Raw genomic sequence first — 22,581 nt, forward strand, 5'->3', positions numbered from 1 at the left:
GATTCATCAGAAGAATAGCAGTTGCGGCAGGAGAATCTTAGGCTTCTCGGGGTGAGTTTCCATACATTCTATGGTCCGTTCACCTGTTGGGGTGACGGCCAACCGGTACGGGGCGATGTGGAGTGAACCCTCGGGCGCGCAGTCGGCATCATGGTGGCCATGGACGATCTGCGTGAGCTCTTCGGTGACGACGACAACGACCTGCGGCGCAGCGACGACGAGCGGGACGCGGGATGGGGAGAGGACGACGACGGCGACTGGGGCAGGTAGCGCGACGCCCGGGGCGGACCGGCCCTAGTCCTCCGCTCGTTGGGTGACGCCCGCGCCGGTACGGTCCCCCAGGAACTCGTACCACCGGCGCTGCAGGCAGACGTACCGCGCATCGGCCTCGACGAGGCTGAGGAACGCCTGGACGGTTTCGGTCAACCGCCGCTGCAGACCGGGGTCGGCCAGTCGTCCGTCCTCGGCGAAGCCGTCGTAGGACCTGGCGAGGCTGAACATGTCCGGATAGACGCGGGTGCCCAGGTGCTCCAGGGGAATCCGCAGCGACCACAGCCCGCGGTTGCCGCCGAACAGGGAGGGCGACGCGGAGACCAGTAGCGCGTGCTTGGTCTTGAACGGCTGCGGCCGCACCCGGGAAACCCAGTCGATCGCGTTCTTCAGCACCCCGGGCACCGAACCGTTGTACTCGGGGGAGGAGATCACGAAGGCGTCGCACCGCTCCAGCCGGTCGCGCAGCACCAGCGCGCCGCTCGGCAGGCCCTCGGCGTCCTCCATGTCGCCGTCGTACAGCGGCATGTCGAACTCCCGCATGGTGGCGAGGTCCACCGAGGCACCGGTGTCGGCGATCAGCCGGGCCACAAGTGCGGCCAGGCGGGCGTTTGTTGACTCGGCCCGCAGCGCCGCGCCGAAGACGAGCACCCGCAGCGGACCGGGATGGGAGTCCGTGGACATGGGCACTTCCTTCCCGCGCAGCGGGCTCACCGTCTGCGGACCAGTGTGCTGCGAGCACAGCGGATCCGCGACGCGGCGGGCGCCTTCCGGGCGGCGGTCAGTACTCCTGGGCCGTCGGCCGCACCATGATCTCGTTGACCGCGGCGTGCGGCGGCTGGGTGACGACGAAGGTGATGGCGCGGGCGATGTCCTCGGCGCGCAGCCAGCGGCTCTCCGGCATGCCGCGGGCGGCGGCCACGCCGGTGCCTTCGGTGGTCATCTCCGTACGGGTCACCCCGGGCTCGACCAGACCGACCCGCACACCGCGACCGGTGACCTCCTGCCGCAACGCCTCGCTGAACGCGCCCACCGCGTGCTTGGTCGCCGAGTAGACACCGTTGCCCACCCGTGCCACCCGGCCCGCCACCGAGCTGACGCTCACCAGATCGGCCACCTCGCGCGGACCGTCCCGCGCCGCACACAGCAGATACGGTAGCGCCGCGCGCGAGGTGTGCAGCACGGCCTTGAAGTTGAGGTCGACCATCCGGTCCCAGTCCTCGGGGTCGCCCTCTTCGAGGGCGCCCATCGCCGCGTAACCGGCGTTGTTGACCAGTACGTCGAGTCGCCCGAGGAGCTCCACGGCGGCGTCGACGGCCTGATGGGTCTGTGCCGGATCCCGCAGGTCGGCGGTGAGCGGGACGGACGAGCCGCCCTGGTCCGTGATCGCGGAGGCCAGCTCCGCCAGCCGCTCGGCGCGCCGGGCGACCAGCGCGAGCGCGGCACCCTGCTGGGCCAGCGCCATGGCGGTGGCCGCTCCGATGCCGCTCGACGCACCGGTCACCAGCGCCACGCATCCGGCCAGCGGTCGCCCGCCGGGCTCTGATTGCCTGTGCTCGGTCATCGGTTCCATCGTCGCGCATCCGTGCCGGTCCCGCTTCCGCGGGCGCGGGGTGGCGCACACCTCGCTCACAGTCCGTTCAGAGTGAATACACCGTTCCACGGCGCCCGATCCCTAGGATTAACCATCTCCAAACAGTCAAACGGTTAAAGGCGGTACGGAGTGCGCAAAGTCCTCCATCTGACCATCGCCTTCGCCGCGTTCCTCGCGGCGAGCGTCGGCCTGGCCATCCCGGCGGTCGCCGGGGGCGACTACGGCGAGAAGATCTTCGAGGTCGGCGACCAGTTCTTCCAAGCCACCGATTCCAACGGGCACTTCACCGCACAGGTCACCTATGTGGTCGGCGGTCGTCCGTTCCGGGCGAACCCGGTGGCGTTCTCCTTGGTCATCAGCCCGTACCTGCGGTCGATCGCCACCGGAACGATGCAGTGCAGAGCCTGGCAGTCCAAGAACGGTGCCCTCACCGGCGCGAGCGACTACCACTCCATCCCGCCGGGGTACCTGTGGCACTGGACGTTCCCGGAGAACCCGATCGGGCCGCACATGCAGGCCAGCGGAAGCTGTGTCTTCCCGGTCAACGCGGGCGGCCGCACCGGGACCGCCAACGTGCGTTTCGTCTTCCGGTACGTCGTGGACGGCGGGGGCGGCGACGCCGCGACGCACCGGCAGGCGGTGCCCTCCGACAAGCCGGCCCTGGTCAGCAGTGCCTCGATCCGTTAGGGGCCGCGCAAGGTGATGTCAGCGCTACGGAAGCTGGCCTCCTGGGAACTGGTCGGTACGCCCACGGAGGGTGTGCCGACCGCCCTGGCGAGGGCCTGCGTACGGGTCGGACACGACCTGCGGCACGATGCCACGGTGCGCGCGCGCTTGCCCGAACTACGGTGGTGGGCCGGGCGGGAGACGGGCGCCCCGGCGGACTTCCTGGTCGTGGGACTCGCGACCGCGCAGGGGGCGCTGTTCGGCACCGGCGTCAACTGTGCGGTGGACGAAGCGGAGTTGACCGTCCGCGTCGCCGAGCTCACCCAGGACCACCTCATCGGCTATGAGGCGCTGCCCTGGCCGCCCTGCCCGGACCACGACCACCCGATGGCTCCGTGCGCCGACGACGAGCGGGCGTGCTGGTGCTGCGGCGCCACAGGCCAGGCGCTGTTCACGATCGGACAACTCGCCTAATTCCTTCGCAACGGCCGCACGGCGCCGTTCGCCCTGGTTCACCGGCCCTACGGGAGGCCGACGAGCGGGCAAGGTCGTCGGCCTCGACGCGGGCACCAGGGAGGAGTGGCGGCCGGTCATCGCGGCGGTCGGCGCGACGCGCCGTATAACGGGCGGCGGTTGCGGGCCGCGGCCCGGGCGCGGGGCACCGCGCGCCCGTCGGCGGCGCATGTTCAGCGCAGCGTTCCCGCCGCCGTGGTGATGATGGCGCGCAGTTGGGCGAGGATGGCCAGCCGGTTGTGCTCGAAGACCGGATCGGTGATCGCGCCGGTGTTGCCCGGCCCGAACTCCAGGACGGGGGTGTGGACATGGCCACCCGGCACATCGAGTCCCACCGCGTCCCGCAGCCGCGTCGCGCGGTAGGCGATCTCGTTGGACAGGTAGTCACCGCCGCCGCCCGCGCGCGCCGTCGAGCCCGGCGTCGGCCCGTCCGGCCTGGTCACCGGGGTGCTCTGCCCGGCGGGCAGCTCGGTGACCTCGGTGTGGTCGTACACCGGGAACGGCCCGGTGTGTGCCGCCACGATCCGCCGGTACGGCAGCGTGGTGACCGTCCACTGCGGCTGCGGGCGACGGCCCGGCACCCAGGAGGGCAGTGGGATCGTCCCCGTGCGGGAGAGGTTGTCGTTGTCGGGGTAGCCACCGCGCCACGCGCCGTTCCACCGCTCCACGTCGAAACGGCCCACCCGCCCCTGGCTGACGGTGACGAACATGTCCACCCGCCGCGGTCCGGGCCTGAAGTACGGCAGCAGGGACCGCTCGACCGTGCCGTCGGCGAAGTCGTCCCAGCGGACCGGGAAGACCACGGTCTCGATCCTGACCGGTCCGGCGGCGGTCCGCAGCGTCACCCCGTCCAGCGCCAGCGCGTTGGCGCCCGAGGGGTTGCCGATGCGGATGTCGGTGTCCAGCGTGAACGGATCGAATCCGGTGACGACGAGCCGCTTGGTGCGACCGCCCGTCGGCAGGTCGATCGAGTCCTCACCGCGCGAGGCACGCTCCAACTGGCCGAGCAGCGCGCCGCGTTCGCGTTCGCCCAACGGGAAGCGCGGGCGCCACCGGCGAAGGTCCTCGGTCATGCCGAGCCGCGCCCAGTACAGGGGACGGTCATCGCTCCTGTTCAGGTCCCCGCCAACCGCCCCGCGCCCCTGCGCCCGGTCCACCGCCGCCCGCCATAGCCGCCTGCCGCTGTCGGTGACGACGCGCCGGGCCTGCGCCGTCGTTCCCGCCGCGCACAACTGCCGTAGGAAGTCGGGTGCCTTGGTGTCGAATCCGCTGCGGCGCAGTATCTCCTGGGGTACGGGCTGGGCCAGGCGCTGCTCCTCGACGGTGATCGGGGCGGACGCGTTGAGGCAGCCGGGGGCCGCGTGGGCGGCCGGAGCGCTGAGGACGGCGGCCGGGACGGTGAGGGCGGCGGTGGCGAGCAGGGCGCCCGCGCGGGTGGGTAACCGGGTCATACGCGCTTCCTCCAAACTTGGCGGTTTCATGCCAAACCTTGGCAGGGCGCGGTACCCGGTGACCAGGCGGCGTCAGGGCAGGCTCAGTAAAATGGGCACCATGGTGCGGCCCAACGAGGAGGTCGCGGCGCTGCTCCAGGAGTACGCCGACCTGCTCTCCGTCACCGGTGGCGACGCCTTCAAGGCACGCGCCTACGAGAAGGCGGCCCGCGCGGTGGGCGGGTACCACGCTGATGTCTCCCGGCTGGACGCCAAGCACCTGCGCGAGATCCCCAACGTCGGCGCGTCCATCGCGGAGAAGGTCGCCGAGTACTTCCGCACCGGCCACATCCCGGCACTGGACGAGCGCAGGTCCCGTATCCCGGCCAGCGTCCGCGAGCTGATCCGGATCCCCACACTCGGCCCGAAGAAGGCCATGGCACTCTACGAGGACCTGCACATCGCCTCCGTCGACGAGCTGGCCGAGGCCATCCGCTCGGAAAGGCTCCGCGGACTGAAGGGTTTCGGCCCGAAAACCGAGGAGAACCTGCTGCACGGCATCGGCCTGCTGCGACAGGCGGGCGACCGGATCCTGCTCAACACCGCCATGCAGACCGCGGAGGACGTGCTGGGCAGGCTCACCGAGCTCACCGGCTGCGTCCGCTGCGCCTACGCGGGCTCGCTGCGCCGGATGCGCGAGACCATCGGCGACGTGGACATCCTCGTCGCGGCGGACGACTCGGCGCCGTTCATGGACGCCTTCCTCAACCTGCCGTACACCGCCGACGTCATCGCGCACGGCGGCACCAAGAGCTCGATCCGCACCTCCGAGGGCCTCCAGGTCGACCTGCGGGTCGTACCACCCGACTCCTGGGGCGCTGGCCTGCTGTACTTCACCGGCTCCAAGGCCCACAACATCCGGCTGCGCACGGTGGCGGTACGACAGCGCCTGAAACTCTCCGAGTACGGGCTGTTCGACGCCGACAGCGGCGAGCTGATCGTCTCGCGCACCGAGGAGGAGGTGTACGAGCGGCTCGGGCTGCCGTGGATCCCGCCGACACTGCGTGAGGACCGGGGTGAGATCGCCGCCGCGCTCGCCGGCACCCTGCCGGATCCGGTGGCGGAGAAGGAACTCCGCGGTGATCTGCACACCCACACCGACCTGACCGACGGCCTCGCCCCGCTGGAGGACATGGTGGCCGCCGCGGCCGAACGCGGCTACGCGTACTACGCGGTCACCGACCACGCCCCCGACCTGTACATGCAGCGCATGACCGACGACAAGGCGCTCGCCCAGCGCGAGCTGGTGCGCCGACTCGACGGAAAACACCGCAAGTTGCGGCTGCTGCACGGCACCGAGCTGAACATCGGGCGCGACGGTGAGGTGGACTGGCCCGAGGACTTCCTGGCGGACTTCGACCTGTGCGTCGCCTCGGTCCACTCGTACTTCCAACTCGGCCGCGCGGCCCAGACCCGGCGGCTGATCAGGGCCTGCGAGAACCCGTACGTCAACATCATCGGCCACCCCACGGCCCGCCAGATCGGCAGGCGCCCGCCCATCGACGTGGACCTGGACGCGGTGTTCGAGGCCTGCGGCCGGACCGGTACCGCGGTGGAGGTCAACGGTCAGCCGGAACGGCTCGACCTGTGCGACGAGGACATCCTGCTGGCCAAGCGCTACGGGGTGAAGTTCGCGCTGGACAGCGACGCCCACACCCCGATCCACCTGCCGTACCTGCGCTATGCGACCGGCACCGCGCAGCGCGGCTGGCTGACCGCGGACGACGTGATCAACACCTGGCCGCTGCGCCGGTTGAGGAGCTTCCTGCGCAAGGGGCACGGGCGAGCGGCGGCGGCGTGACACGGAGCCGTTGGCCGACCTCGTACGCTTCCCTGGTCTTGACCGGTGTGGGGAAGGAACGAAACTGTGCTGCGGGTACTGCTGGGCGTCGCCGGTGCGGTGGTTGTGCTCGGGATCTTCTCCTCGGTGCTGCGCACCCTGGTGATCCCCCGGCCGACGCGTTCCAGCTTCACCCGGGTCGTGCAACGCTTGGTGCACCGGCCGTTCCAGTGGCTGGCCGACCGCACCGACAGCGCCGAGACCAAGGACCGGGTGCTCGCCCCCGTAGCGCCCCTGGCCATCGTGATGACGCTGATCAGCTGGCTGGCCTCCTTCCTGGTCGGCTACGCGCTGCTGGAGGCGGCGGTGAGCCAACTGGGCGTCAGGGCCGCGCTGACCGAGGCCGGTTCGTCGCTGTTCACGCTCGGCTTCGCCAGCGGGAACCGGGCGTCGCTCAACGTCATCGACTTCTGCGGCGCCGCCACCGGCCCGATCGTGATCGGCCTGCAGGTCGGCTACCTGCCCGCCCTCTACACCGCCTACCAGCGCCGGGAGACCGAGGTCACGCTGCTGGAGGCACGCGCCGGGAGCCCGCCGTGGGGGCCGGAGATCCTCGCCCGGTACGCCCAGGTCGAGCTGCTGGACGACCTCACCGAGCTGTTCCGCGACTGGGAGCGGTGGAGCGCCGGTCTAAGCGAGAGTCACACCACCTACCCGGTCCTGATCCAGTTCCGGTCCACCAAGGCGGTCCGCAACTGGCTGATCGCCCTGCTGTCGGTGATGGACGCCGCCGCGCTGTGGCTCTCGTTCAACCCCTCCCGGCAACGGGCCGAGGTACGGATGGCGCTGCGCGCGGGCTTCGTCTGCCTGCGCGACATCGCCGACAGCCGCGGCATCCGCTACGACCCCGACCCACGCCCCGACGACCCGCTACAGCTGACGTACGAGGACTTCCTCCAGGGCGTGGCACGGATGACCGAGCAGGGCTATCCCATGGAGCGCACCCCGCAGGAGGCGTGGCCGCACTTCCGTGGCTGGCGGGTGAACTACGAGGCGTTGGCGTACCGGCTGGCGCGGGACATCGACGCGGTCCCGGCGCCCTGGTCGGGGCCGCGCCGTACGCCGGTGGTGATCCGCACCCCGCTCACCCCGATCGACCGCCGCCCCGTGGGCTGATCGACTTCCGGCGTTCACTCTGACGGCCTAGCTCCGATGGTCCATTCGGGGGCCCGGCGTTTCGATGGATCCGCGGGCGGGCCGGGGCTGCTCGGCCCGCTGGGACATCAGCCAGGGAGAGGCCAATGTACGAGATGCGCGCCGAATTCGACCCGGATGCGACCGGCGGCCTGGAAAACACTTCTAGCAGCTTGGCGCTGTTGTGGCATGTCATCTCCAAGGAAGACAGCCGGATGGCCCTGTGCGGTCAGCAACTCGTCGAGACGGTGCACGATCGCCTGGTGGCCGCGGGCCACGCCGCGACGGAACGCTGCTGCTCACCCTGCCTGGCCGTGGTTCGCGCCACCATGCAGGCCGAGGACGCCCGGGTGGGAGCCGACCAGGCGGCGGTGTAGTGACCGCACGCTCGCCAGGCACCACAGTGAGGCGATCAGGCGGTGGCGCCCCTCGGTGTCGAAGCGGACCGCGGACCAAGGGAGTTGACGGCGTACCTCGACGACGAGGAGGCGAGGCCGCTGCCCGTGCTGGCGCGAATGCCGGGCTCTTCGGTGGCGCCCGCCTGGATCACGAGGGCTTGTGCGAGCTCGCGTTCGGCGCGGTGGCGTCCACCTGCCGCCGCCAGGGCCGCGGCAGGCGCCGCCGCACGGGCGCCGCCACGTGGACACCCCTGCCCTCGTCACGCCGCCGTCGCGCCAACTCGGCCACCACGTGCGCGGCCTGCTGGTGCGCGGGCACCACCGGTAGCCGCACCCGGCCCCGCGCGGTCTGCTCGGCCAGGGCCTCGGCCAGCCCGGCCGGGGTGCGCGGCCAGGGGGCGAGCCCGGCGCGGGCGAGGGTGGCCGCGTTGGCCCGGCCGTGGCCGGACAGCACCTCGTAGCTGACCGCGGGCAGCCCCGCCACCAGCGCCTCGGTCAGCGACAGCCCGCCCGCGTTGTGCACCAGCACATCGGCGGCGGACATCAACCGCGGCACGTCATCGCGCCACCCCAGGGCGACCACGCCCGGCAGCCCCGCGACACGCTGCCGCAGCCGTTGGTTCCTGCCGCACAGCACGACCGGCACCGTACCCGGCGCCGCGCGCACCGCGCGCACGCTGGCCATCACATCGCCGAGCCCCATCGAGCCGGTGACCAGCAGGGCCATCCGCCGGTCCGCCGGTACGCCGAGCTCGGCGCGCAGCGCCCGCCGGTCCGCCGGGTCGACCGGCGTGCCGAACACCTCAGGGGCCAGCGGTCCGGCGGCCGTCATCGGCACGCCGTAGCGCGCGCTGCCCTCGGCGGCCGTGGCCTGGGTGACGGTCAGGTGCGCGTCGAGGCGGGGGTGCACCCACAGCCGGTGCGGCGCGGGGTCGGTGAGGTAGCACACCGCGGGCGCGGTCAGCGTGCCGTCCTCCTTGAGCATGCCCAGGCTCTGCGCGGCGAACGGGAACGTGGTCACCACCACGTCGTACTCCTGGCCGAGCCAGCGCGCCAGCTCGCGGCAGGCCAGGCGGCACAACCGCATGGTGAGCGCACGCACCGTGGAGTCCCGTTCCTCGCTGCGGAACAGCCAGTCGAAGGCCCAGGGCGCGCGGGTCGCGCTGAAGGCGTAGCCGTCGCGCAGCAGACGGCGGTAGCGGCGCGGCAGCGCGTCGAGGTAGTCACGGTAGGTGGCCTCGATGCCGTGCGCGGCCAGCCGACGCACGAGTTCCGTGGCGGCGCCGTTGTGGCCCGCGCCGACGCTTCCAGTGATGACCAGTGCGCGTAGCGGCGGCTGGGGCCTGGAGTCTTGGTGGGCGTGGTCGGGGGAGGCGTGTTGCAGGACGTCCATTGCTTCCGCTCCAGGTCAGCGCACGGCCGGGTGCGGCGTGCGGGGCTTCCGCTCGTGTTCGCGCCGTACCGTAGGGGCGGCCGGTCCCGGTCCGCCGCTCGCGGACATGAGCGGCAGACGGCGGCTTGGTGAACTTCACCGCCCGCGTGTGCGGGAGCGCTACCAGGTCCAGCCGTGGCCGCCGCTGTTGTGGCTGAAGGCGAGTACGGACGTGGTCAGGATCAGCCAGCGGATCAGCGGGCCGCGTGGCAGCAGCGCCGCCGTGGCCCAGACGGTCGCGGTGTACCAGGGCATCGACCAGGGGGCCGCCAGGATCCAGGCGAAGCCCAGGGCGAACGGCACGGAGGCGGCCAGCGACGCCTGCGCCGGGATGCGGCGGTGCAGCAGCCAGGCGAGTACGAGCATCACCACGGGCCAGGCGAGGCTGATGACGGTGCTGGTCACGGCCGATCCCAGGACGCCGAGGCCGAGTTGTTGCACGGCCGCCCACAACGAGGGTACGGAGACCAGCCGTGCGGCGGACGACAGCGGCGCCAACGCGTGCAGACCGAACGGGTAGTAGCCCGCCAGCGACACGGCCGCGAAGGCGGAGGTCTGCCGGGCCGCCCGCGCCCAGGCGCGGTCCCGCAGCAGCGGCCACAACAAGCCGACGCCCAGCAGCACCGCGCTGATCTTGAGGCCGCAGGCCACGCCGACGAGCAGTCCCACCAGCAGGTCGTCACGCGGCCGGGTGGCCCGGCGGGAATGGTGGACGGCGCAGACCGCCAACGCGGCGATGAGGGTGTCCAGATGACCGCCCGCGACCAGCAGCACGATCAGCAACGGATTGGCGACCCACAGCAGCGCGGCGCGGACCGGGTCGTCGGCGGTGCGTATCAGCAGGTATCCGGCGGCGAGGAACGCGGCGCCGTTCACCAGCATCAGCAGCCAGATGGTCAACCACGGCCGCTGGCCGCCGATCTGCGCCGCAGCGGCCTGCAACCAGGTCGCCACCGGCCCGTACACCGAGGGGGTACCCAGCCACACGCCGCTCACCAAGTGCGCGTAGCCGCCGCCCAGTTGGCCTGGTGTGGTGACGTAGGGATCGCCGCCGAGCGCGGCTATTCGTCCGTAGGCGGCATAGCTGGCGGTGTCGGAGGAGCCGACCGGAGTCAGATTGGTGACGATGGCCACGGTGGCCGCACCGACGCAGAACAGCCCGCGCGGTCTTGGGCGCCAGCCGCGGTCGTTGGCGCCGAGCAGTCCGAACAGCCCCAGGCAGCAAAGCGCTGTCGATGTGTAGACGGCGATCGTGGAGACGCCCCCCGGCATGGGTGCCAGCAGGGGCAGTGGAAGCGGTGCCCGCAGCGTGTGGTTGTTGGGTGCGCTGGCGCCGACCAGCACCAACAGCACCATGCCGAGCACCGATACGCCGACGGCCGCCCTCGGCCGGGTGAGCGTGTCGCCGATGCGGTCCTTGAGCGTGGCCCCGAGGGCGTCCGGTGGGGCCGCGACGCACGCGTGGCCGCCGTCCAGCGCGACCCGGGGGACCGGTGGCATCAGCGGCCCGGCCGCAGCCCGTTGGCGCCCATCGGACGCCCCTGACCCGCGTACGGCCTGGCGTGTCGGTCTCGCGGTGGGCGCGAGCGTCGGCGTTCGATCGTCGGTCGTCACGGTCGCTCTCTGGGTCGCGTACGGGGACGGGGCAACGCGCCAGGTAAGCTACTACAACGTGTAGACGATCGGTCGTGGGTGCTCTGCCGGGCACCGTCCGAACCCCTCAGATATCCCACCGTTCGGTGCACCGCACATGTCCGGAACCGGAACGGAGGGTGGCGGGCGGCCATCGAGTAGGCTGCGGGTCATCACGGTTTGGGGGACGGGTGGCCAACGTGCAACGCATCGCCTCGCGCAACGCGCGGTTCCAGCAGTGGCAGGCGCTGCTGGGCAACCGCAACAAGCGCCAGCGGGCAGGGGAGTTCCTGGTCCAGGGAGTTCGGCCCATCACGCTGGCCGTGCGGTACGGCTGGCCGGTGCGCGCGCTGATCCACGACGGGCAACGGAAGTTGTCGCGGTGGGCCGAGGAACTGCTGCGTACCGTACCGGCCGAGCACATCGCCATGGCCTCCGACCTGATGGCCGACCTCGGCGAGAAGAACGAGTCCGCCCCGGAGGTCGTCGCCGTGGTGCGGATGCCCGCCGACGACCTCGACCGCATCACGATCGAGGATGACTTCCTCGGTGTGCTCTTCGACCGGCCGACCAGCCCGGGCAACATCGGCAGCATCATCCGCTCCGCCGACGCCTTCGGTGCGCACGGCCTGATCGTCGCCGGGCACGCGGCGGACGTCTACGACCCCAAGTCGGTGCGGGCCAGCACCGGTTCGCTGTTCGCACTACCCGCGGTACGGGTCGCCTCGCCCCGCGAGGTGACCGACTGGGTGGCCGCGCGACGGGCCGCGGGTCAGCCGGTGGTGCTGGTGGGCACCGACGAGCGCGGTGACCGCGATGTCTTCGACTTCGACTTCACCCAGCCGACGTTGCTGCTGGTCGGCAACGAGACCAGCGGACTGAGCAACGCATGGCGCGAGGTGTGCGACCATATGGTGCGCATCCCCATGACCGGTGCGGCCACCTCCCTGAACGCGGCCAACGCCACCACGGCGGTGCTCTACGAGGCGGCCCGCCAGCGCATCGCCGCCGGGGCCGGGCGGACCGAGCGGGTGGCCGTTCGCTGACCACCGGTCACCCGGTGCCGCTGCCCAGCGGTGCCGGGCGGCGCCACCAATCGTGCTCCGCCAGCGGGATGAATCACCGCCGTCCGGTCACCGTGGTAACCACCGGGAACGGGCTCCGGCTGCTCCGGCGGGGTGACTGCCGGTCACTGGCCCGGGCTGCGACACCGGCCGAATGGCCTTTAGCTCGTAGTGAGGGTGCGGATCTTCCGAACGTTCAGCAGCAGCCACGTGCCTGCGTCCGCCGCCCGAGGAGGTCTTCGCCATGAGCCTTCGTAGGTGGGCCACCGCTCCGCTGGCAGGTGCGGTCATCGCCCTCGCCGCGCCGATCGCGGCCGATGCCGCCCCGGTCCCCGCACCCGTCCCGCACCCCGCAGCCGGTGCCCTGGTTCACCGCACCGGGCACGGCCCCGTGGCCCCCGACCGGCGCCGCGGCCGCCGGGTGGCCCTCGGCGGCGGGCCCCACCACTACCACTGTCCCACCCGCACTCCGCTCCTCTACAAGGGTGTCAGGGCGATCCTGAAGAACTGCCGACGCGGGCCGGAGGCCATCATCAAGTCCACCCAGGACGGTTCGGTGTTGACGTTCCTCGACGTCAACATCCCGTTCAACACCTCCGGTAGCCACCAGTTCCGGATCGTCGGCTTCTACCGCCGCCACCCGGCGCTGCTGGTACAGAACTTCGACCGCCGCCCCCGGTGGTTCTACTTCCCGCCCAGCCGCTGGCGCTACCGCTGACGGTTCAGGAAACGATTCCCCGTGTGCCGTTGACGACGGCGCTGGCCACGGCACTCGGACCGCGGTCGGCGGGTCGCGGCTGACAGACGGCTCGGACGCAACCGGAGCGCGCCTTTCCGGCGTACTACGCTCTGGAGCGGCACAGTGCCGTCGACTTGCAGCAACGACCTGAACGGGGTTTTCCCATGCGCTACCTGGTACGCGATCGCATGCTGGCCTTCCACGAGGAGGCATGGATCGAGACCGAGCACCGGGAGAAGGTCTTCAAGGTCAACCGGAAGTTCCTCCGGCTGCGCCGCACCTTCGACCTCGTCGACGCGCAGGGCAACCAGGTGGCCAGCATCGTCAAGAAGGCGTTCACCCTGCACCACACCATCCTGATCAAGCGGGACGGCCAGCTGGACGGATGGATCAGCAAGCGGATGTTCAGCCTGTTCGGTGACCGCTTCAAGGTCAGCCTGCGGGACGGGCGACGGCTGCGGATAGTGGGCAACTTCTGGGACCGCGAGTTCGACATCCAGCACGACGGCAACACCCTGGCGCACATCTCCCGACGCTGGTTCACCGTTCGTGACGCCTACGCGGTGGACGTGATGAGCGAGCGGGACACGCTGATGCTGCTCATCCTGGCGGTATGCGTCGACCACACGCTTCAGGACATGAAGGGCGACAAGCTCACCAACCTCTGAGCACGGCCGCGGCCAGCGCGCTCACGGTGCCCCGCGTGTGGCGGGGCAGTGCCGTGGGCGGTCTCGCTGGGCCGAATGGCGATGCCCCGATTTGTCGTTGTGGATCATGAGGGTGCATCGTACATTCGGTTGCCTTGGGCAACCCTATGGGTTCCTAGGAGGAGTTATAGATGTCTGCCGCCGCCGACGACGGTTTCCGTACTTACGTGGAGGACAACCTCGACGCGCTGGGGACTGATCCCGGGCGGGAAGCCCTCGTACACGACGGGCGACGCATGACCGCGGGCGAACTGCGCGACCTGGTCTACCGGATGGCGCGCGCCCTGCGCGCCCGGGGCATAGGCCGCGGCCAGACGGTCACGTTGCTGTGCGGGAACCTGCCGGAGACCGTCGCCGCCCGCTACGCCGCCAATCTGATCGGATGCCGGGTCAACCACCTTTACAACAAGCTTTCGGCCGAGGTCCAGGCCACCATCGTCGACGACGTGGAGACGCGTGCGCTGATCGTCGACCCGCGTCTGGCCGGACGTGCCGCTGAGGTCGTCGGCCGGGTGCCGGTGAAGGACGTACTGGTCCTCGGGTCCGCGTCCGTCGGCTCCGACCTGCTGGCGCTGGCGGCCGAGCAGTCCGCCGAGCCGTTCCCCAGCCAGGCCCAGCCGCAGGACATCTGCACCATCCGGCACACCGGCGGCACCACCGGCCACCCCAAGGGCATATGCACCTCGTTCGGCCAGATGCGGAACCTGCGCGGACGGCTGCCGGAGAACCGGGGCGACCAGCGTCGGCAGCTGGTGTGCACCACCCTGGCCCACGCGGCCGGATTCCTGGTCGACTCCACGCTCAACTCCGGTGGCTGCGCGGTGCTGTTGGAGGACTTCGACGCGCAGACCGTGCTGGCCACCATCGAGCGCGAGCGCATCACCCATCTGTTCCTGCTGCCGCCGCTGCTCTACCACTTGATGGACCACCCGGACGCGGCCCGCACCGACACCTCCAGCCTGACCAGCGTGGTGTACGGCGGTTGCCAGGCGTCGCCCACCCGCATCGCCGACGCGGTGCGGCGCTTCGGCCCGGTGCTGATGCAGTTCTACGGGCAGAACGAGGCCGGTGGCATCAGCGTGCTCAAGGCCGAGGACCACGACGTGGCGCGGCCGGACCGGCTGCGGTCCGCGGGCAAGATCCTGGACGGGGTCGAGGTCGCCGTCCGCGACGAGTCCGGACGCGACCTGCCCCCGGGCGAGCACGGCGAGATCTGCGTGCGCTCCGACCAGATCATGACCGGCTACTGGAAGCAGCCCGAACTGACCGCCGAGGTGCTCAGGGACGGCTGGCTGCACACCGGTGACATCGGCTACCTGGACGCCGACGGCTATCTGACCATCGTCGACCGGATCAAGGACATGATCGTCGTGGTGGGCGGCCATGTGTACACCACGGAGCTGGAGGACCTGCTCAACTCGCATCCGCAGGTGCTGCACAGCGCCGTCTTCGGCGTACGGGACGAGGACCGGATGGAGCGGGTGCACGCGGCCGTCGTCCGCGTGCCCGGTGGCGATGTCGACGAGCGGCAACTGCGCGAGATGGTGCGCGGCGAACGCGGCGCGATGTACGAGCCCGCGCGGATCACCTTCGTTGACGCCCTGCCACTGACCGACGCGGGCAAGCCGGACAAGAAGCAGCTGCGGCTGCGGGCCGAGCAGGCGGCCACCCCGGCCTGACCGCTGTTCCGGGCCGGACCGCCCTGGCCCGGCCCGGAACGGTGCGCTCACCGCGGCTCGGCCAGCCGCCGGATCTTGACGGTGTTGTCGGTGCGGGTGATCGACTGGCCGTCCGGCAGCGTCTGGATCCGCTCGTGCTCCTCGCTGAGCAGCACCTCCCACTGCCCGTCCGGCAGGTGCAGCGCTTCGATGACCTCCTCCGGGGTGGGCAGCGGCACGCTGGGGTGGGAGTGGTCCTCCCACGTGGGAAGGCCGCAGTGCCCCTCGATGAGCAGCACCCCGCCGGGCGCGACCGCCGCCGCTGCCTTCCGCAGGATCTCCTCTCGCGGGATGTCGCCGAAGGAGTGCAGGAACTGGGCCGACACCAGGTCGAACTCGCCGGTGGGAAAGGAGGTCGCGAGGTCGTGCCACTGCCAGTCGATCCGGTCGCCGACGCCCGCCGCCCGCGCGTGCCGGGCCGCGCGGTCCAGGGCGACGCGGGAGATGTCGGCCGCGGTGACCCGCCAGCCCTGCCCGGCGAGCCAGATCGCGTCGCCTCCCTCACCGCATCCCAGGTCCAGCGCTCTGCCCGGCTGGAGGCCGGATGCCTCCCGGAACAGGACGGTGTTGGGCTTGCCGCTCCAGATCCGCTCGCTTTCGCGGTAGCGGGCGTCCCAGAGCTCGGCGGTCGAGTGGGTGTGTTCGGTCATCTGCCGTTTCCTTCCGGCGGTTTGGGGTGCTGGCGGGAGCGCCGCCCTCGATCCGTGGGCCGCGCACACCGCAGAGCCTCGCCCCGGGCCGACCGGCTTGACAAACATTCTTGCCGAATCGGCAAATGGATCCATGGCTGACGACGACCTGGCGAGCGTGTTGACCGCCGTAGGCCCGCGACTGCGGGCGCTGCGGCAGGACCGCGGCACCACCTTGGCCCAGCTGAGCGAGCAGACCGGAATCTCGCTGAGCACCCTGTCCCGGCTGGAGTCTGGACGGCGCAAACCCACCCTGGAACTGCTGCTCCCGCTGGCCAAGGCCCATGGTGTGCCACTGGACGACCTGGTCGGGGCGCCCGCCACCGGTGACCCCCGCATCCACCCGCGCCCCATCAACCGGCATGGTCAGACCCTGGTGCCGCTCACCCGCTACCTCGGCGGTATGCACGCCTACAAGCACATCATGCCCGTCGGGCTGACCAGGCACCCGCGGCCCGAACTCACCGTGCACGAGGGCTATGAGTGGCTCTATGTCCTGTCCGGCCGACTGCTGCTGTACCTGGGCGAGCAGGACCTCGTGCTGACCGCGGGAGAGGCCGCCGAGTTCGACACCCGGCTCCCGCACGGCTTCGCCAACGCCGGATCACAACCCGTCGAGTTCCTGAGCCTGTTCGGGCCGCAGGGCGAACGGATGCACGTACGCGCCCGCCCCACTAACGAGTGACCTGTTCAGTCCGCCAGACCGGGCAGCACGTCCTGCTCGACCTCCGTGCGCGGCGGCCGCGGGGCGCCGCGCTCCGCCAGCTTGGCGCGGCAGCCGTCGCCCAGTCCCCACAGGCGCGCCTCCCGGCCGGTCAACGGCCGCCCGCACAGGCGGCAGTTGACGCGCCGACGTTCCTCCGGCTCGTCGCCCTCCGCAAGCGGCAGGGGCGGATGCGGCGCGGTCACCGGGCTGGCCTGAAGTGGACCAGGAGACGGCCCGGGTTGTCCGGGTCGGCCTCGACCCGGTCGTACAGCTTCTTGATGTGCTTCTGGCCGAGGAACGCCAGAGCGCGCCGCTTGAGCTGCCCCGATCCCTTGCCGGGGATGATCTCCACGACGGTCTCGCCGGTTCGGGCGGCCTTGAAGATGGTCTGCCGGAGGGCGAGTTCGATGTCGCGGTTGTTCCGGAAGATCGGGTGAAGGTCGAGGGTCAGCAACGTCAACCCCTCCTGTCGGTTCCGGCACGGCCCAGCCCGAGTCTGCCATGCCCCCGCACGGGCGACACCCGGCGGGTGTGCCGTGCTCGCGGCGGACCCGCCGGTTCGGTGGGGCCTTGCGTGCGCCAGCGGTGTGAGATGACAGCGCATCGGTTTGACGCCGGTCAGGAACGGTTAGCCCGAAACGCTGTGCCGATGTGTTGCTCCGCGGAACCGCACGCACCGGAAGGAGACGAGCCATGGGTGCCATGACCGCGGTCACCCTGAACGTCAACGGCGAGCGGTTCTCACGTGAACTCGACAACCGCACCACGCTGTTGGACCTGCTGCGCGAACACGCGCACCTGTCCGGGGTGAAGAAGGGCTGCGACCACGGACAGTGCGGAGCCTGCACGGTCCTGCTCGACGGCCGTCGGGTCAACTCCTGTCTGCTGCTGGCGGTCGCCATGGACGGAACCGAGATCACCACCATCGAGGGGCTGTCCGACGGCACCACCTTGCACCCGCTCCAGCGGGCGTTCGTGGACCACGACGCCTTCCAGTGCGGCTTCTGCACGCCGGGCCAGATCTGCTCGGCGGTCGGCGCGATCGCCGAGGCGCGCGCCGGATGGCCCAGTGCCGTCACCGCCCACGACGCTCCGCCGGGTCCGGTCGAGCTGACCGTCCCGGAGGTCCGCGAGCGGATGAGCGGCAACCTGTGCCGTTGCGGCGCCTATGTGAACATCGTCAGTGCGGTACGGGAAGTGGCTAGGTGAAGGAATTCCGGTACGAACGGCCGACCGACGCCGACTCGGCCGTCGCTTTGCTGACCGACGCTCCTGGCGCCGCCTACCTCGGTGGCGGCACCAATCTGGTGGACCTGATGAAACTCGGCGTGGCCGCCCCTGACCTGTTGGTCGACGTCAGCCGGCTGCCGTTCGAGGAGGTCGAGGAGACCGACGGCGGCGGGCTGCGGGTCGGCGCCGCGGTACGCAACAGCACCCTCGCCGCCCGCAGGATGGTGCGCGAGCGCTATCCGATCGTCTCCGAGGCACTGCTGTCCGGCGCCTCGGCGCAGCTGCGCAACGCCGCTACTGTCGGCGGCAACCTGTTGCAGCGCACCCGATGCCTGTACTTCCAGGACGTCGGCAAGCCGTGCAACAAGCGTCGGCCGGGCTCCGGCTGCCCCGCCCGAGAGGGCGTCCACCGGGACCTGGCGATCCTCGGCGCGTCGGAGCACTGCGTCGCCACCCATCCGTCCGACCTCGCCGTGGCGCTGGCCGCACTGGACGCGATGGTGCACCTGGTCTCGGCCGCGGGCCCGCGTTCGCTGCCGCTGACCGAACTGCACCGGCTGCCGGGCGACGAACCGCACCGCGACACCGTCCTGCGGCACGGTGAACTCATCACCGCAGTGGAGCTTCCGCCGCCGGTGCCCGAGGCCCGCTCGGCCTACCGCAAGGCCCGTGACCGGGCCTCGTACGCCTTCGCGCTCGCCTCCGTCGCGGCCGTGCTCCAGGTGCGCGGGGGAATGGTGCACCATGTGCGGATCGCCTTCGGCGCGCTGGCGGCCAGGCCCTGGCGGGCCCGGACCGCGGAAGAGGCGTTGCTGGGGCAGCCCGCGACCGAGGAGGCCTTCGGGGAAGCGGTCGACCGGGAGCTGGCCGCCGCCCGGCCGCTGCGGGACAACGGCTACAAGGTCCCCCTCGCCCGCCGCCTCGCCGTCAGCGTGCTCACCGACCTGGCGGCGCCGGACGCCGGGGGCCAGCGATGACCACCACCAAGCCCCTGCTCGGGGCGCCCACGGCCCGGCTGGAGGCCCGCGAGAAGGTCACCGGCACCGCCCGCTACGCCACCGACTACCCCACCGACCGGACCGCGTACGCCTGGCCGGTGCCCGCCACCGTCGTGCGCGGCGAGATCACGGCGATCGACGCCACCGCGGCCCTGGCCGACCCGGCCGTGCTCGCCGTCCTCAGCCACCAGAACGCCCCGCGGCTGCGCGAGACCGACGACCCGTTCGTCACCGTGCTGCAGAGCCCACGCATCAACCACCGCGGCCAGTACGTCGCGCTCGCCGTCGCCACCTCACTGGAGGCCGCACGCGCGGCCGCCGAAGCGATCCGGGTGACCTACCGCTGCGAGCCGCACGATGTCGTGCTGACCCCCGACCACCCCGGTCTCTACAAACCCGACGAGGTTGGCGTGGGCATGCCCGCCGACCGGGAGCACGGTGACTTCGACACCACCTACGCCAACGCGCGGGTGCGCATCGACGTGGTCTACGAGACCCCGGCGCTGCACAACCACCCGATGGAACCGCACTCGGCCACCGCGTTGTGGGACGGCGACGAGCTGACGGTCTACGACTCCAACCAGGACTCCTCAGGTGTCCAGCAGGCCCTCGCCCGGCTGTTCGGACTGGCGGCCGACAAGGTGCACGTGGTCAACGAGCACGTCGGCGGCGGCTTCGGGTCCAAGGGCTCCGCCCGAGCTCCCGTCGTGCTCGCCGCGATGGCCGCCCGCACCGTGCGCCGCCCGGTCAAGCTCGCCCTGCCGCGCAACCAGCTCGCCGCCACCATCGGCTACCGCGCCCCCACTATCCAACGGATCCGCGTCGGCGCCGACGCCGAAGGGCACATCCACGCGCTCGCCCATGAGTTGGTCACCCAGACGGCCACCGTCGGCGAGTTCGTGGAGTTCGCCGCGGTGCCCACCCGCACCATGTACCACGCTCCGCACAGCCGCACCACCCACCGGGTCACCCGCCTTGACGTGCCCGCCCCCTCGTGGATGCGCGCCCCAGGCGAGTGCCCGGGGATGTTCGCCCTGGAGTCGGCGATGGACGAACTCGCCCTGGCCTGCGGGCTCGACCCCGTCGAACTGCGGCTGCGCAACGAGCCGACGGTCGAGCCGGACACCGGCCTGCCGTACAGCAGCCGCCACCTCGTGGAGTGCCTGCGGGAAGGCGCCCGCCGGTTCGGCTGGCACGACCGGGACGCCCGGATCGCCACCAGCCGCGAGGGCCGGTTCCTGATCGGCAGCGGAGTCGCCGCTTCCACTTACCCGGCGTTCGTCATGCCCTCGCACGCCGAGGCGCACGCCGCCGCCGACGGCGGTTACGAGGTGCGCGTCAGTGCCAGCGACATCGGCACCGGCGCCCGTACCGTGCTCGCCCAGATCGCCGCCGAGGCCCTGGGCGTGCCGTTGGACAGCGTCCGGGTGCGCGTCGGCAGCAGCGATCTGCCGCCCGCCTCGGTGGCCGGAGGCTCCTCCGGTACGGCCTCCTGGGGCTGGCCGGTGCACAAGGCCTGCACCGAGTTGCGGCGCCGCCTGGCGGAGTGCGGGCACGCGGTGCCCGAGCAGGGCATCACCGTCGCCGCGGACATCGCCGAAGAACTGGACGACCGGGAGGACTTCGCCCGCCACGCCTTCGGCGCGCAGTTCGCCGAGGTGCAGGTCGACCCGGTCACCGGTGAGACCCGGGTGCGCCGACTGCTCGGCGTCTTCGCGGCGGGCCGGATCCTCAACCCCCGTACCGCGCGCTCCCAGTTCATCGGCGGGATGACAATGGGTTTGGGAATGGCGCTACTTGAGGGCAGCACCATGGACCGGGAGTTCGGCGACTACGCGGAACGCGATCTGGCCTCCTACCACGTACCCGCCTGCGCGGACGTACCGGAGATCGACGTCCACTGGATCGACGAGGAAGATCCGCATCTCAACCCCATGGGCTCCAAGGGCATCGGCGAGATCGGCATCGTCGGGACCGCGGCGGCGATCGCCAACGCCGTCCACCATGCCACCGGGGTACGGCTGCGCGCGCTGCCCATCCACCCCGATGCGCTGCTGACCCGGCTGGCCGACCAGCTAGGTCTGGCATAGCGGAACAAAGTGCGACAGAGTTGAGACAAGGCATGGCGGGCAGGAGTCTGAGTGGTACAGCGGCTCACCCGGTGGTGAGGAGAATCCCATGTCGGACGAGATGTGGGCCAACGAGGTCTACCAACCCGACGGGTCGGAGGTCCAGGACGACTGCGGGGTCCTCGACCCGGAGGACACCCTGGACGACCGCGGCGTCCGCCCGGCCATCGACGAGGGGTACTCACCGCCGGAGCGGCCCCTGGCAGTGGAGCGGTTCGGCGTCACCGGCAGCGAGCAGCGCCGGGGCGAGTCGCTCGAACAGCGGCTCGCGGAGGAGGTACCGGACGTGGGCGAGCCCCCGGGGGACGGCGTCGGAGACCTGCCCGGCGGCAACGGGGAGCTGATCGACCGCGAGGTCGGCGACGCCCGCTCGGGGCGCCTGGTGGGCGTCGACGAGGGCGTGCCGCACGGTGCGGAGCAGGCCGACGACATCGCGGCCTACGACGTGGGGATCGCGGGCGGCGCCGCGTCGGCCGAGGAGGCGGCGATGCGCATCGTGGAGGAAGGTCAGGAGCCGGGCTCCGAGGAACTGTGAGGCGTCGCCGCGGGCGCCGTCCGCCGACGGGGAACGGCGCGCTTCGCCTGGCAACTCCCTTGCGGGGCCCTGATATTGGGCCCCGATCTCACTTCACGTGGACCGTTGCCGTCCAGTGCAGCACGGTGTGCGGGCAGATGTGGCCGCGTGCGGCGGCGCACCGCTCGTCGGCGGTGATGGTCGCGGTGCCGTCGGCGTTCGCGTGGAAGACGGCCCTGGCGCTGCCGCCCCGGGAGGTGGCCTGGAGGGTGCGCTGGAGCACATGCTGATCGCTGGCGCTCGGCGCGCTCCACATCCATGTCTCTCCGTCCGCCTGGCGGCCGGAGAGACGGACCGTGATGACCGCTCCCCGCCGTACGGTCACGGAGTGGCCGTTGTCCGTGTTCGTCAGGGTGAGGCGGGCGGCTGTTACCGACCGGTTCGTATGCGGTGCGGCGGAGGCCGGTGCGGGTGCGCAGATCGCGGCGGTGGACAGCGCCAGCCCGACCGTGAGCGCGGTGACGGGGAATTTCGGGTATCTCATGTTCTCCACTGTCGCTCCCGGCGGCGCCAGCCGCTCGCGAGCGCCGCACGATTCACTCCTTCGAGGCGGTCAGCGCCTGGAGATGCGGACCGTGCCCTGTGCGGTGACCCTGGAGGGAGGGCCACACAGCCAAGGAGGACCACCATGTCTGTGCTGGACAAACTCAAGCAGATGCTGAAGGGCCACGAGGAGCAGGCCGGAAGGGGCATCGACAAGGGGGACGACATCCTGGACGAGCGGACGCAGGGCAGATACAGCGGCCAGATCGACACCGCCCGGGACAGGCTCAAAGAGCAACTCGGCAGGGACGAGGGGGATCCGCCGCAGGCCTGACGGCGCCCACGCGGATCACCAGGGCGTTTGTGTGGTGCTGGCGCACCGGGGGAGACGCCCCGGCCGCCCGCCAACCGTACGAAGACGGCAGGCGCCCGCCGCGTCCCCGACATCTCCAGCCCACAGGCGTCATTCGCACCGGAATTCGGCAGAGCCGAACAGAAGTGCTTAGCGGAATCCAGCTTGGAGAGCGGTCACTCGACCGGAAAAAATCCATAAGGCTCCTTCGCGTAAGGCGATA

Annotated in this window: 24 protein-coding genes; 15 read left to right on the plus strand and 9 right to left on the minus strand. The window is 71.2% G+C overall.

The features are described 5' to 3' along the window. Nucleotides 1-294: 294 nt before the first annotated feature. Both NON19_RS02540 and NON19_RS02545 read right to left on the minus strand, forming a co-directional pair. On the minus strand, nucleotides 295-954 hold the full coding sequence (locus tag NON19_RS02540) for an NADPH-dependent FMN reductase (RefSeq protein ID WP_255924862.1): 660 nt from the start codon (nucleotides 952-954) through the stop codon (nucleotides 295-297). Between the two features lie 97 nt (nucleotides 955-1,051). Continuing rightward, the gene (locus NON19_RS02545) at nucleotides 1,052-1,834 is read right to left on the minus strand and encodes an SDR family oxidoreductase (RefSeq protein WP_255924863.1); all 783 of its coding nucleotides are present in this window, start codon (nucleotides 1,832-1,834) and stop codon (nucleotides 1,052-1,054) included. A 159-nt stretch (nucleotides 1,835-1,993) separates the two neighbouring features. On the opposite strand from NON19_RS02545, the gene NON19_RS02550 reads away from it, so the two are divergent. Together NON19_RS02550 and NON19_RS02555 are read left to right on the plus strand one after the other, a co-directional pair. Next, entirely contained in the window at nucleotides 1,994-2,551 is a 558-nt protein-coding gene (locus NON19_RS02550; protein WP_255924864.1) for a hypothetical protein, read from the plus strand. Between the two features lie 15 nt (nucleotides 2,552-2,566). Continuing rightward, entirely contained in the window at nucleotides 2,567-3,004 is a 438-nt protein-coding gene (locus NON19_RS02555; RefSeq protein ID WP_255924865.1) for a hypothetical protein, read from the plus strand. Nucleotides 3,005-3,216: 212 nt separating this feature from the next. On the opposite strand, the gene NON19_RS02560 is transcribed toward NON19_RS02555, so the two are convergent. Beyond that, the gene (locus NON19_RS02560; protein ID WP_255924866.1) at nucleotides 3,217-4,494 is read right to left on the minus strand and encodes a pyroglutamyl-peptidase I; all 1,278 of its coding nucleotides are present in this window, start codon (nucleotides 4,492-4,494) and stop codon (nucleotides 3,217-3,219) included. A gap of 100 nt (nucleotides 4,495-4,594) precedes the next feature. Here NON19_RS02560 and polX point away from each other — a divergent pair, with 100 nt between their 5' ends. From polX to NON19_RS02575, 3 genes are all read left to right on the plus strand, one after another. Next, the gene (polX, locus tag NON19_RS02565; RefSeq protein WP_255924867.1) at nucleotides 4,595-6,334 is read left to right on the plus strand and encodes a DNA polymerase/3'-5' exonuclease PolX; all 1,740 of its coding nucleotides are present in this window, start codon (nucleotides 4,595-4,597) and stop codon (nucleotides 6,332-6,334) included. Between the two features lie 66 nt (nucleotides 6,335-6,400). Then, on the plus strand, nucleotides 6,401-7,489 hold the full coding sequence (locus tag NON19_RS02570) for a hypothetical protein (protein WP_255924869.1): 1,089 nt from the start codon (nucleotides 6,401-6,403) through the stop codon (nucleotides 7,487-7,489). Nucleotides 7,490-7,614: 125 nt separating this feature from the next. After that, complete coding sequence (locus NON19_RS02575) at nucleotides 7,615-7,884, plus strand: hypothetical protein (RefSeq protein ID WP_255924870.1); 270 nt, start codon at nucleotides 7,615-7,617, stop codon at nucleotides 7,882-7,884. 169 nt (nucleotides 7,885-8,053) lie between these two features. Here the strand turns inward: NON19_RS02575 and NON19_RS02580 are convergent, their stop codons facing one another. Continuing rightward, the gene (locus NON19_RS02580) at nucleotides 8,054-9,298 is read right to left on the minus strand and encodes a glycosyltransferase (RefSeq protein WP_255924871.1); all 1,245 of its coding nucleotides are present in this window, start codon (nucleotides 9,296-9,298) and stop codon (nucleotides 8,054-8,056) included. A 159-nt stretch (nucleotides 9,299-9,457) separates the two neighbouring features. After that, complete coding sequence (locus NON19_RS02585) at nucleotides 9,458-10,837, minus strand: MptA/MptB family glycosyltransferase (protein ID WP_255924872.1); 1,380 nt, start codon at nucleotides 10,835-10,837, stop codon at nucleotides 9,458-9,460. A 323-nt stretch (nucleotides 10,838-11,160) separates the two neighbouring features. On the opposite strand from NON19_RS02585, the gene NON19_RS02590 reads away from it, so the two are divergent. From NON19_RS02590 to NON19_RS02605, 4 genes are all read left to right on the plus strand, one after another. Beyond that, entirely contained in the window at nucleotides 11,161-12,015 is an 855-nt protein-coding gene (locus NON19_RS02590) for an RNA methyltransferase (protein WP_255924873.1), read from the plus strand. 262 nt (nucleotides 12,016-12,277) lie between these two features. Further along, a complete protein-coding gene (locus NON19_RS02595) occupies nucleotides 12,278-12,751 on the plus strand; it encodes a hypothetical protein (RefSeq protein ID WP_255924874.1) in 474 nt (157 codons plus the stop codon). A 185-nt stretch (nucleotides 12,752-12,936) separates the two neighbouring features. Further along, complete coding sequence (locus NON19_RS02600) at nucleotides 12,937-13,440, plus strand: LURP-one-related/scramblase family protein (protein WP_255924875.1); 504 nt, start codon at nucleotides 12,937-12,939, stop codon at nucleotides 13,438-13,440. A 170-nt stretch (nucleotides 13,441-13,610) separates the two neighbouring features. Further along, nucleotides 13,611-15,158 (plus strand): AMP-binding protein, encoded by a 1,548-nt coding sequence (locus NON19_RS02605; protein ID WP_255924876.1) that lies wholly within the window; start codon nucleotides 13,611-13,613, stop codon nucleotides 15,156-15,158. Between the two features lie 47 nt (nucleotides 15,159-15,205). Here the strand turns inward: NON19_RS02605 and NON19_RS02610 are convergent, their stop codons facing one another. Continuing rightward, complete coding sequence (locus NON19_RS02610; RefSeq protein WP_255924877.1) at nucleotides 15,206-15,847, minus strand: SAM-dependent methyltransferase; 642 nt, start codon at nucleotides 15,845-15,847, stop codon at nucleotides 15,206-15,208. Nucleotides 15,848-15,980: 133 nt separating this feature from the next. Here NON19_RS02610 and NON19_RS02615 point away from each other — a divergent pair, with 133 nt between their 5' ends. Further along, nucleotides 15,981-16,571, plus strand: a complete 591-nt coding sequence (locus tag NON19_RS02615; protein WP_255924878.1) for a helix-turn-helix domain-containing protein — start codon at nucleotides 15,981-15,983, stop codon at nucleotides 16,569-16,571. A gap of 5 nt (nucleotides 16,572-16,576) precedes the next feature. Here the strand turns inward: NON19_RS02615 and NON19_RS02620 are convergent, their stop codons facing one another. Both NON19_RS02620 and NON19_RS02625 read right to left on the minus strand, forming a co-directional pair. After that, complete coding sequence (locus NON19_RS02620; RefSeq protein WP_255924879.1) at nucleotides 16,577-16,795, minus strand: DUF6011 domain-containing protein; 219 nt, start codon at nucleotides 16,793-16,795, stop codon at nucleotides 16,577-16,579. Beyond that, nucleotides 16,792-17,052, minus strand: coding sequence for a Smr/MutS family protein (locus NON19_RS02625; RefSeq protein ID WP_255924880.1), 261 nt, complete (start codon nucleotides 17,050-17,052; stop codon nucleotides 16,792-16,794). Before NON19_RS02625 ends, NON19_RS02620 begins: the two co-directional genes overlap by 4 nt. A gap of 233 nt (nucleotides 17,053-17,285) precedes the next feature. On the opposite strand from NON19_RS02625, the gene NON19_RS02630 reads away from it, so the two are divergent. From NON19_RS02630 to NON19_RS02645, 4 genes are all read left to right on the plus strand, one after another. Continuing rightward, complete coding sequence (locus NON19_RS02630) at nucleotides 17,286-17,801, plus strand: 2Fe-2S iron-sulfur cluster-binding protein (RefSeq protein ID WP_255924881.1); 516 nt, start codon at nucleotides 17,286-17,288, stop codon at nucleotides 17,799-17,801. Next, the gene (locus tag NON19_RS02635; protein ID WP_255924882.1) at nucleotides 17,798-18,799 is read left to right on the plus strand and encodes an FAD binding domain-containing protein; all 1,002 of its coding nucleotides are present in this window, start codon (nucleotides 17,798-17,800) and stop codon (nucleotides 18,797-18,799) included. The genes NON19_RS02630 and NON19_RS02635 overlap by 4 nt, the downstream gene beginning before the upstream one ends. Then, complete coding sequence (locus NON19_RS02640) at nucleotides 18,796-20,910, plus strand: xanthine dehydrogenase family protein molybdopterin-binding subunit (protein WP_255924883.1); 2,115 nt, start codon at nucleotides 18,796-18,798, stop codon at nucleotides 20,908-20,910. The genes NON19_RS02635 and NON19_RS02640 overlap by 4 nt, the downstream gene beginning before the upstream one ends. 88 nt (nucleotides 20,911-20,998) lie before the next feature. Then, complete coding sequence (locus NON19_RS02645) at nucleotides 20,999-21,484, plus strand: DUF5709 domain-containing protein (protein ID WP_255924884.1); 486 nt, start codon at nucleotides 20,999-21,001, stop codon at nucleotides 21,482-21,484. 88 nt (nucleotides 21,485-21,572) lie between these two features. On the opposite strand, the gene NON19_RS02650 is transcribed toward NON19_RS02645, so the two are convergent. After that, nucleotides 21,573-22,007, minus strand: coding sequence for a hypothetical protein (locus NON19_RS02650; RefSeq protein ID WP_255924885.1), 435 nt, complete (start codon nucleotides 22,005-22,007; stop codon nucleotides 21,573-21,575). A 144-nt stretch (nucleotides 22,008-22,151) separates the two neighbouring features. Between NON19_RS02650 and NON19_RS02655 the strand changes: the two genes are divergently transcribed. Next, entirely contained in the window at nucleotides 22,152-22,340 is a 189-nt protein-coding gene (locus NON19_RS02655; RefSeq protein ID WP_255924886.1) for an antitoxin, read from the plus strand. Nucleotides 22,341-22,581 lie beyond the last annotated feature (241 nt).

This window comes from Streptantibioticus rubrisoli (assembly GCF_024436055.1).
Lineage (GTDB): Bacteria > Actinomycetota > Actinomycetes > Streptomycetales > Streptomycetaceae > Streptantibioticus_A > Streptantibioticus_A rubrisoli.

Coding starts and splice junctions, on each gene's coding strand:
- NON19_RS02540 (WP_255924862.1), bottom strand. CDS start 954: ATGTCCACGGACTCCCATCCCGGTCCGCTGCGGGTGCTCGTCTTCGGC.
- NON19_RS02545 (WP_255924863.1), bottom strand. CDS start 1,834: ATGACCGAGCACAGGCAATCAGAGCCCGGCGGGCGACCGCTGGCCGGA.
- NON19_RS02555 (WP_255924865.1), top strand. CDS start 2,567: ATGTCAGCGCTACGGAAGCTGGCCTCCTGGGAACTGGTCGGTACGCCC.
- NON19_RS02560 (WP_255924866.1), bottom strand. CDS start 4,494: ATGACCCGGTTACCCACCCGCGCGGGCGCCCTGCTCGCCACCGCCGCC.
- polX (WP_255924867.1), top strand. CDS start 4,595: ATGGTGCGGCCCAACGAGGAGGTCGCGGCGCTGCTCCAGGAGTACGCC.
- NON19_RS02575 (WP_255924870.1), top strand. CDS start 7,615: ATGTACGAGATGCGCGCCGAATTCGACCCGGATGCGACCGGCGGCCTG.
- NON19_RS02580 (WP_255924871.1), bottom strand. CDS start 9,298: ATGGACGTCCTGCAACACGCCTCCCCCGACCACGCCCACCAAGACTCC.
- NON19_RS02585 (WP_255924872.1), bottom strand. CDS start 10,837: ATGCCACCGGTCCCCCGGGTCGCGCTGGACGGCGGCCACGCGTGCGTC.
- NON19_RS02595 (WP_255924874.1), top strand. CDS start 12,278: ATGAGCCTTCGTAGGTGGGCCACCGCTCCGCTGGCAGGTGCGGTCATC.
- NON19_RS02600 (WP_255924875.1), top strand. CDS start 12,937: ATGCGCTACCTGGTACGCGATCGCATGCTGGCCTTCCACGAGGAGGCA.
- NON19_RS02605 (WP_255924876.1), top strand. CDS start 13,611: ATGTCTGCCGCCGCCGACGACGGTTTCCGTACTTACGTGGAGGACAAC.
- NON19_RS02610 (WP_255924877.1), bottom strand. CDS start 15,847: ATGACCGAACACACCCACTCGACCGCCGAGCTCTGGGACGCCCGCTAC.
- NON19_RS02615 (WP_255924878.1), top strand. CDS start 15,981: ATGGCTGACGACGACCTGGCGAGCGTGTTGACCGCCGTAGGCCCGCGA.
- NON19_RS02630 (WP_255924881.1), top strand. CDS start 17,286: ATGGGTGCCATGACCGCGGTCACCCTGAACGTCAACGGCGAGCGGTTC.
- NON19_RS02640 (WP_255924883.1), top strand. CDS start 18,796: ATGACCACCACCAAGCCCCTGCTCGGGGCGCCCACGGCCCGGCTGGAG.
- NON19_RS02645 (WP_255924884.1), top strand. CDS start 20,999: ATGTCGGACGAGATGTGGGCCAACGAGGTCTACCAACCCGACGGGTCG.
- NON19_RS02650 (WP_255924885.1), bottom strand. CDS start 22,007: ATGAGATACCCGAAATTCCCCGTCACCGCGCTCACGGTCGGGCTGGCG.
- NON19_RS02655 (WP_255924886.1), top strand. CDS start 22,152: ATGTCTGTGCTGGACAAACTCAAGCAGATGCTGAAGGGCCACGAGGAG.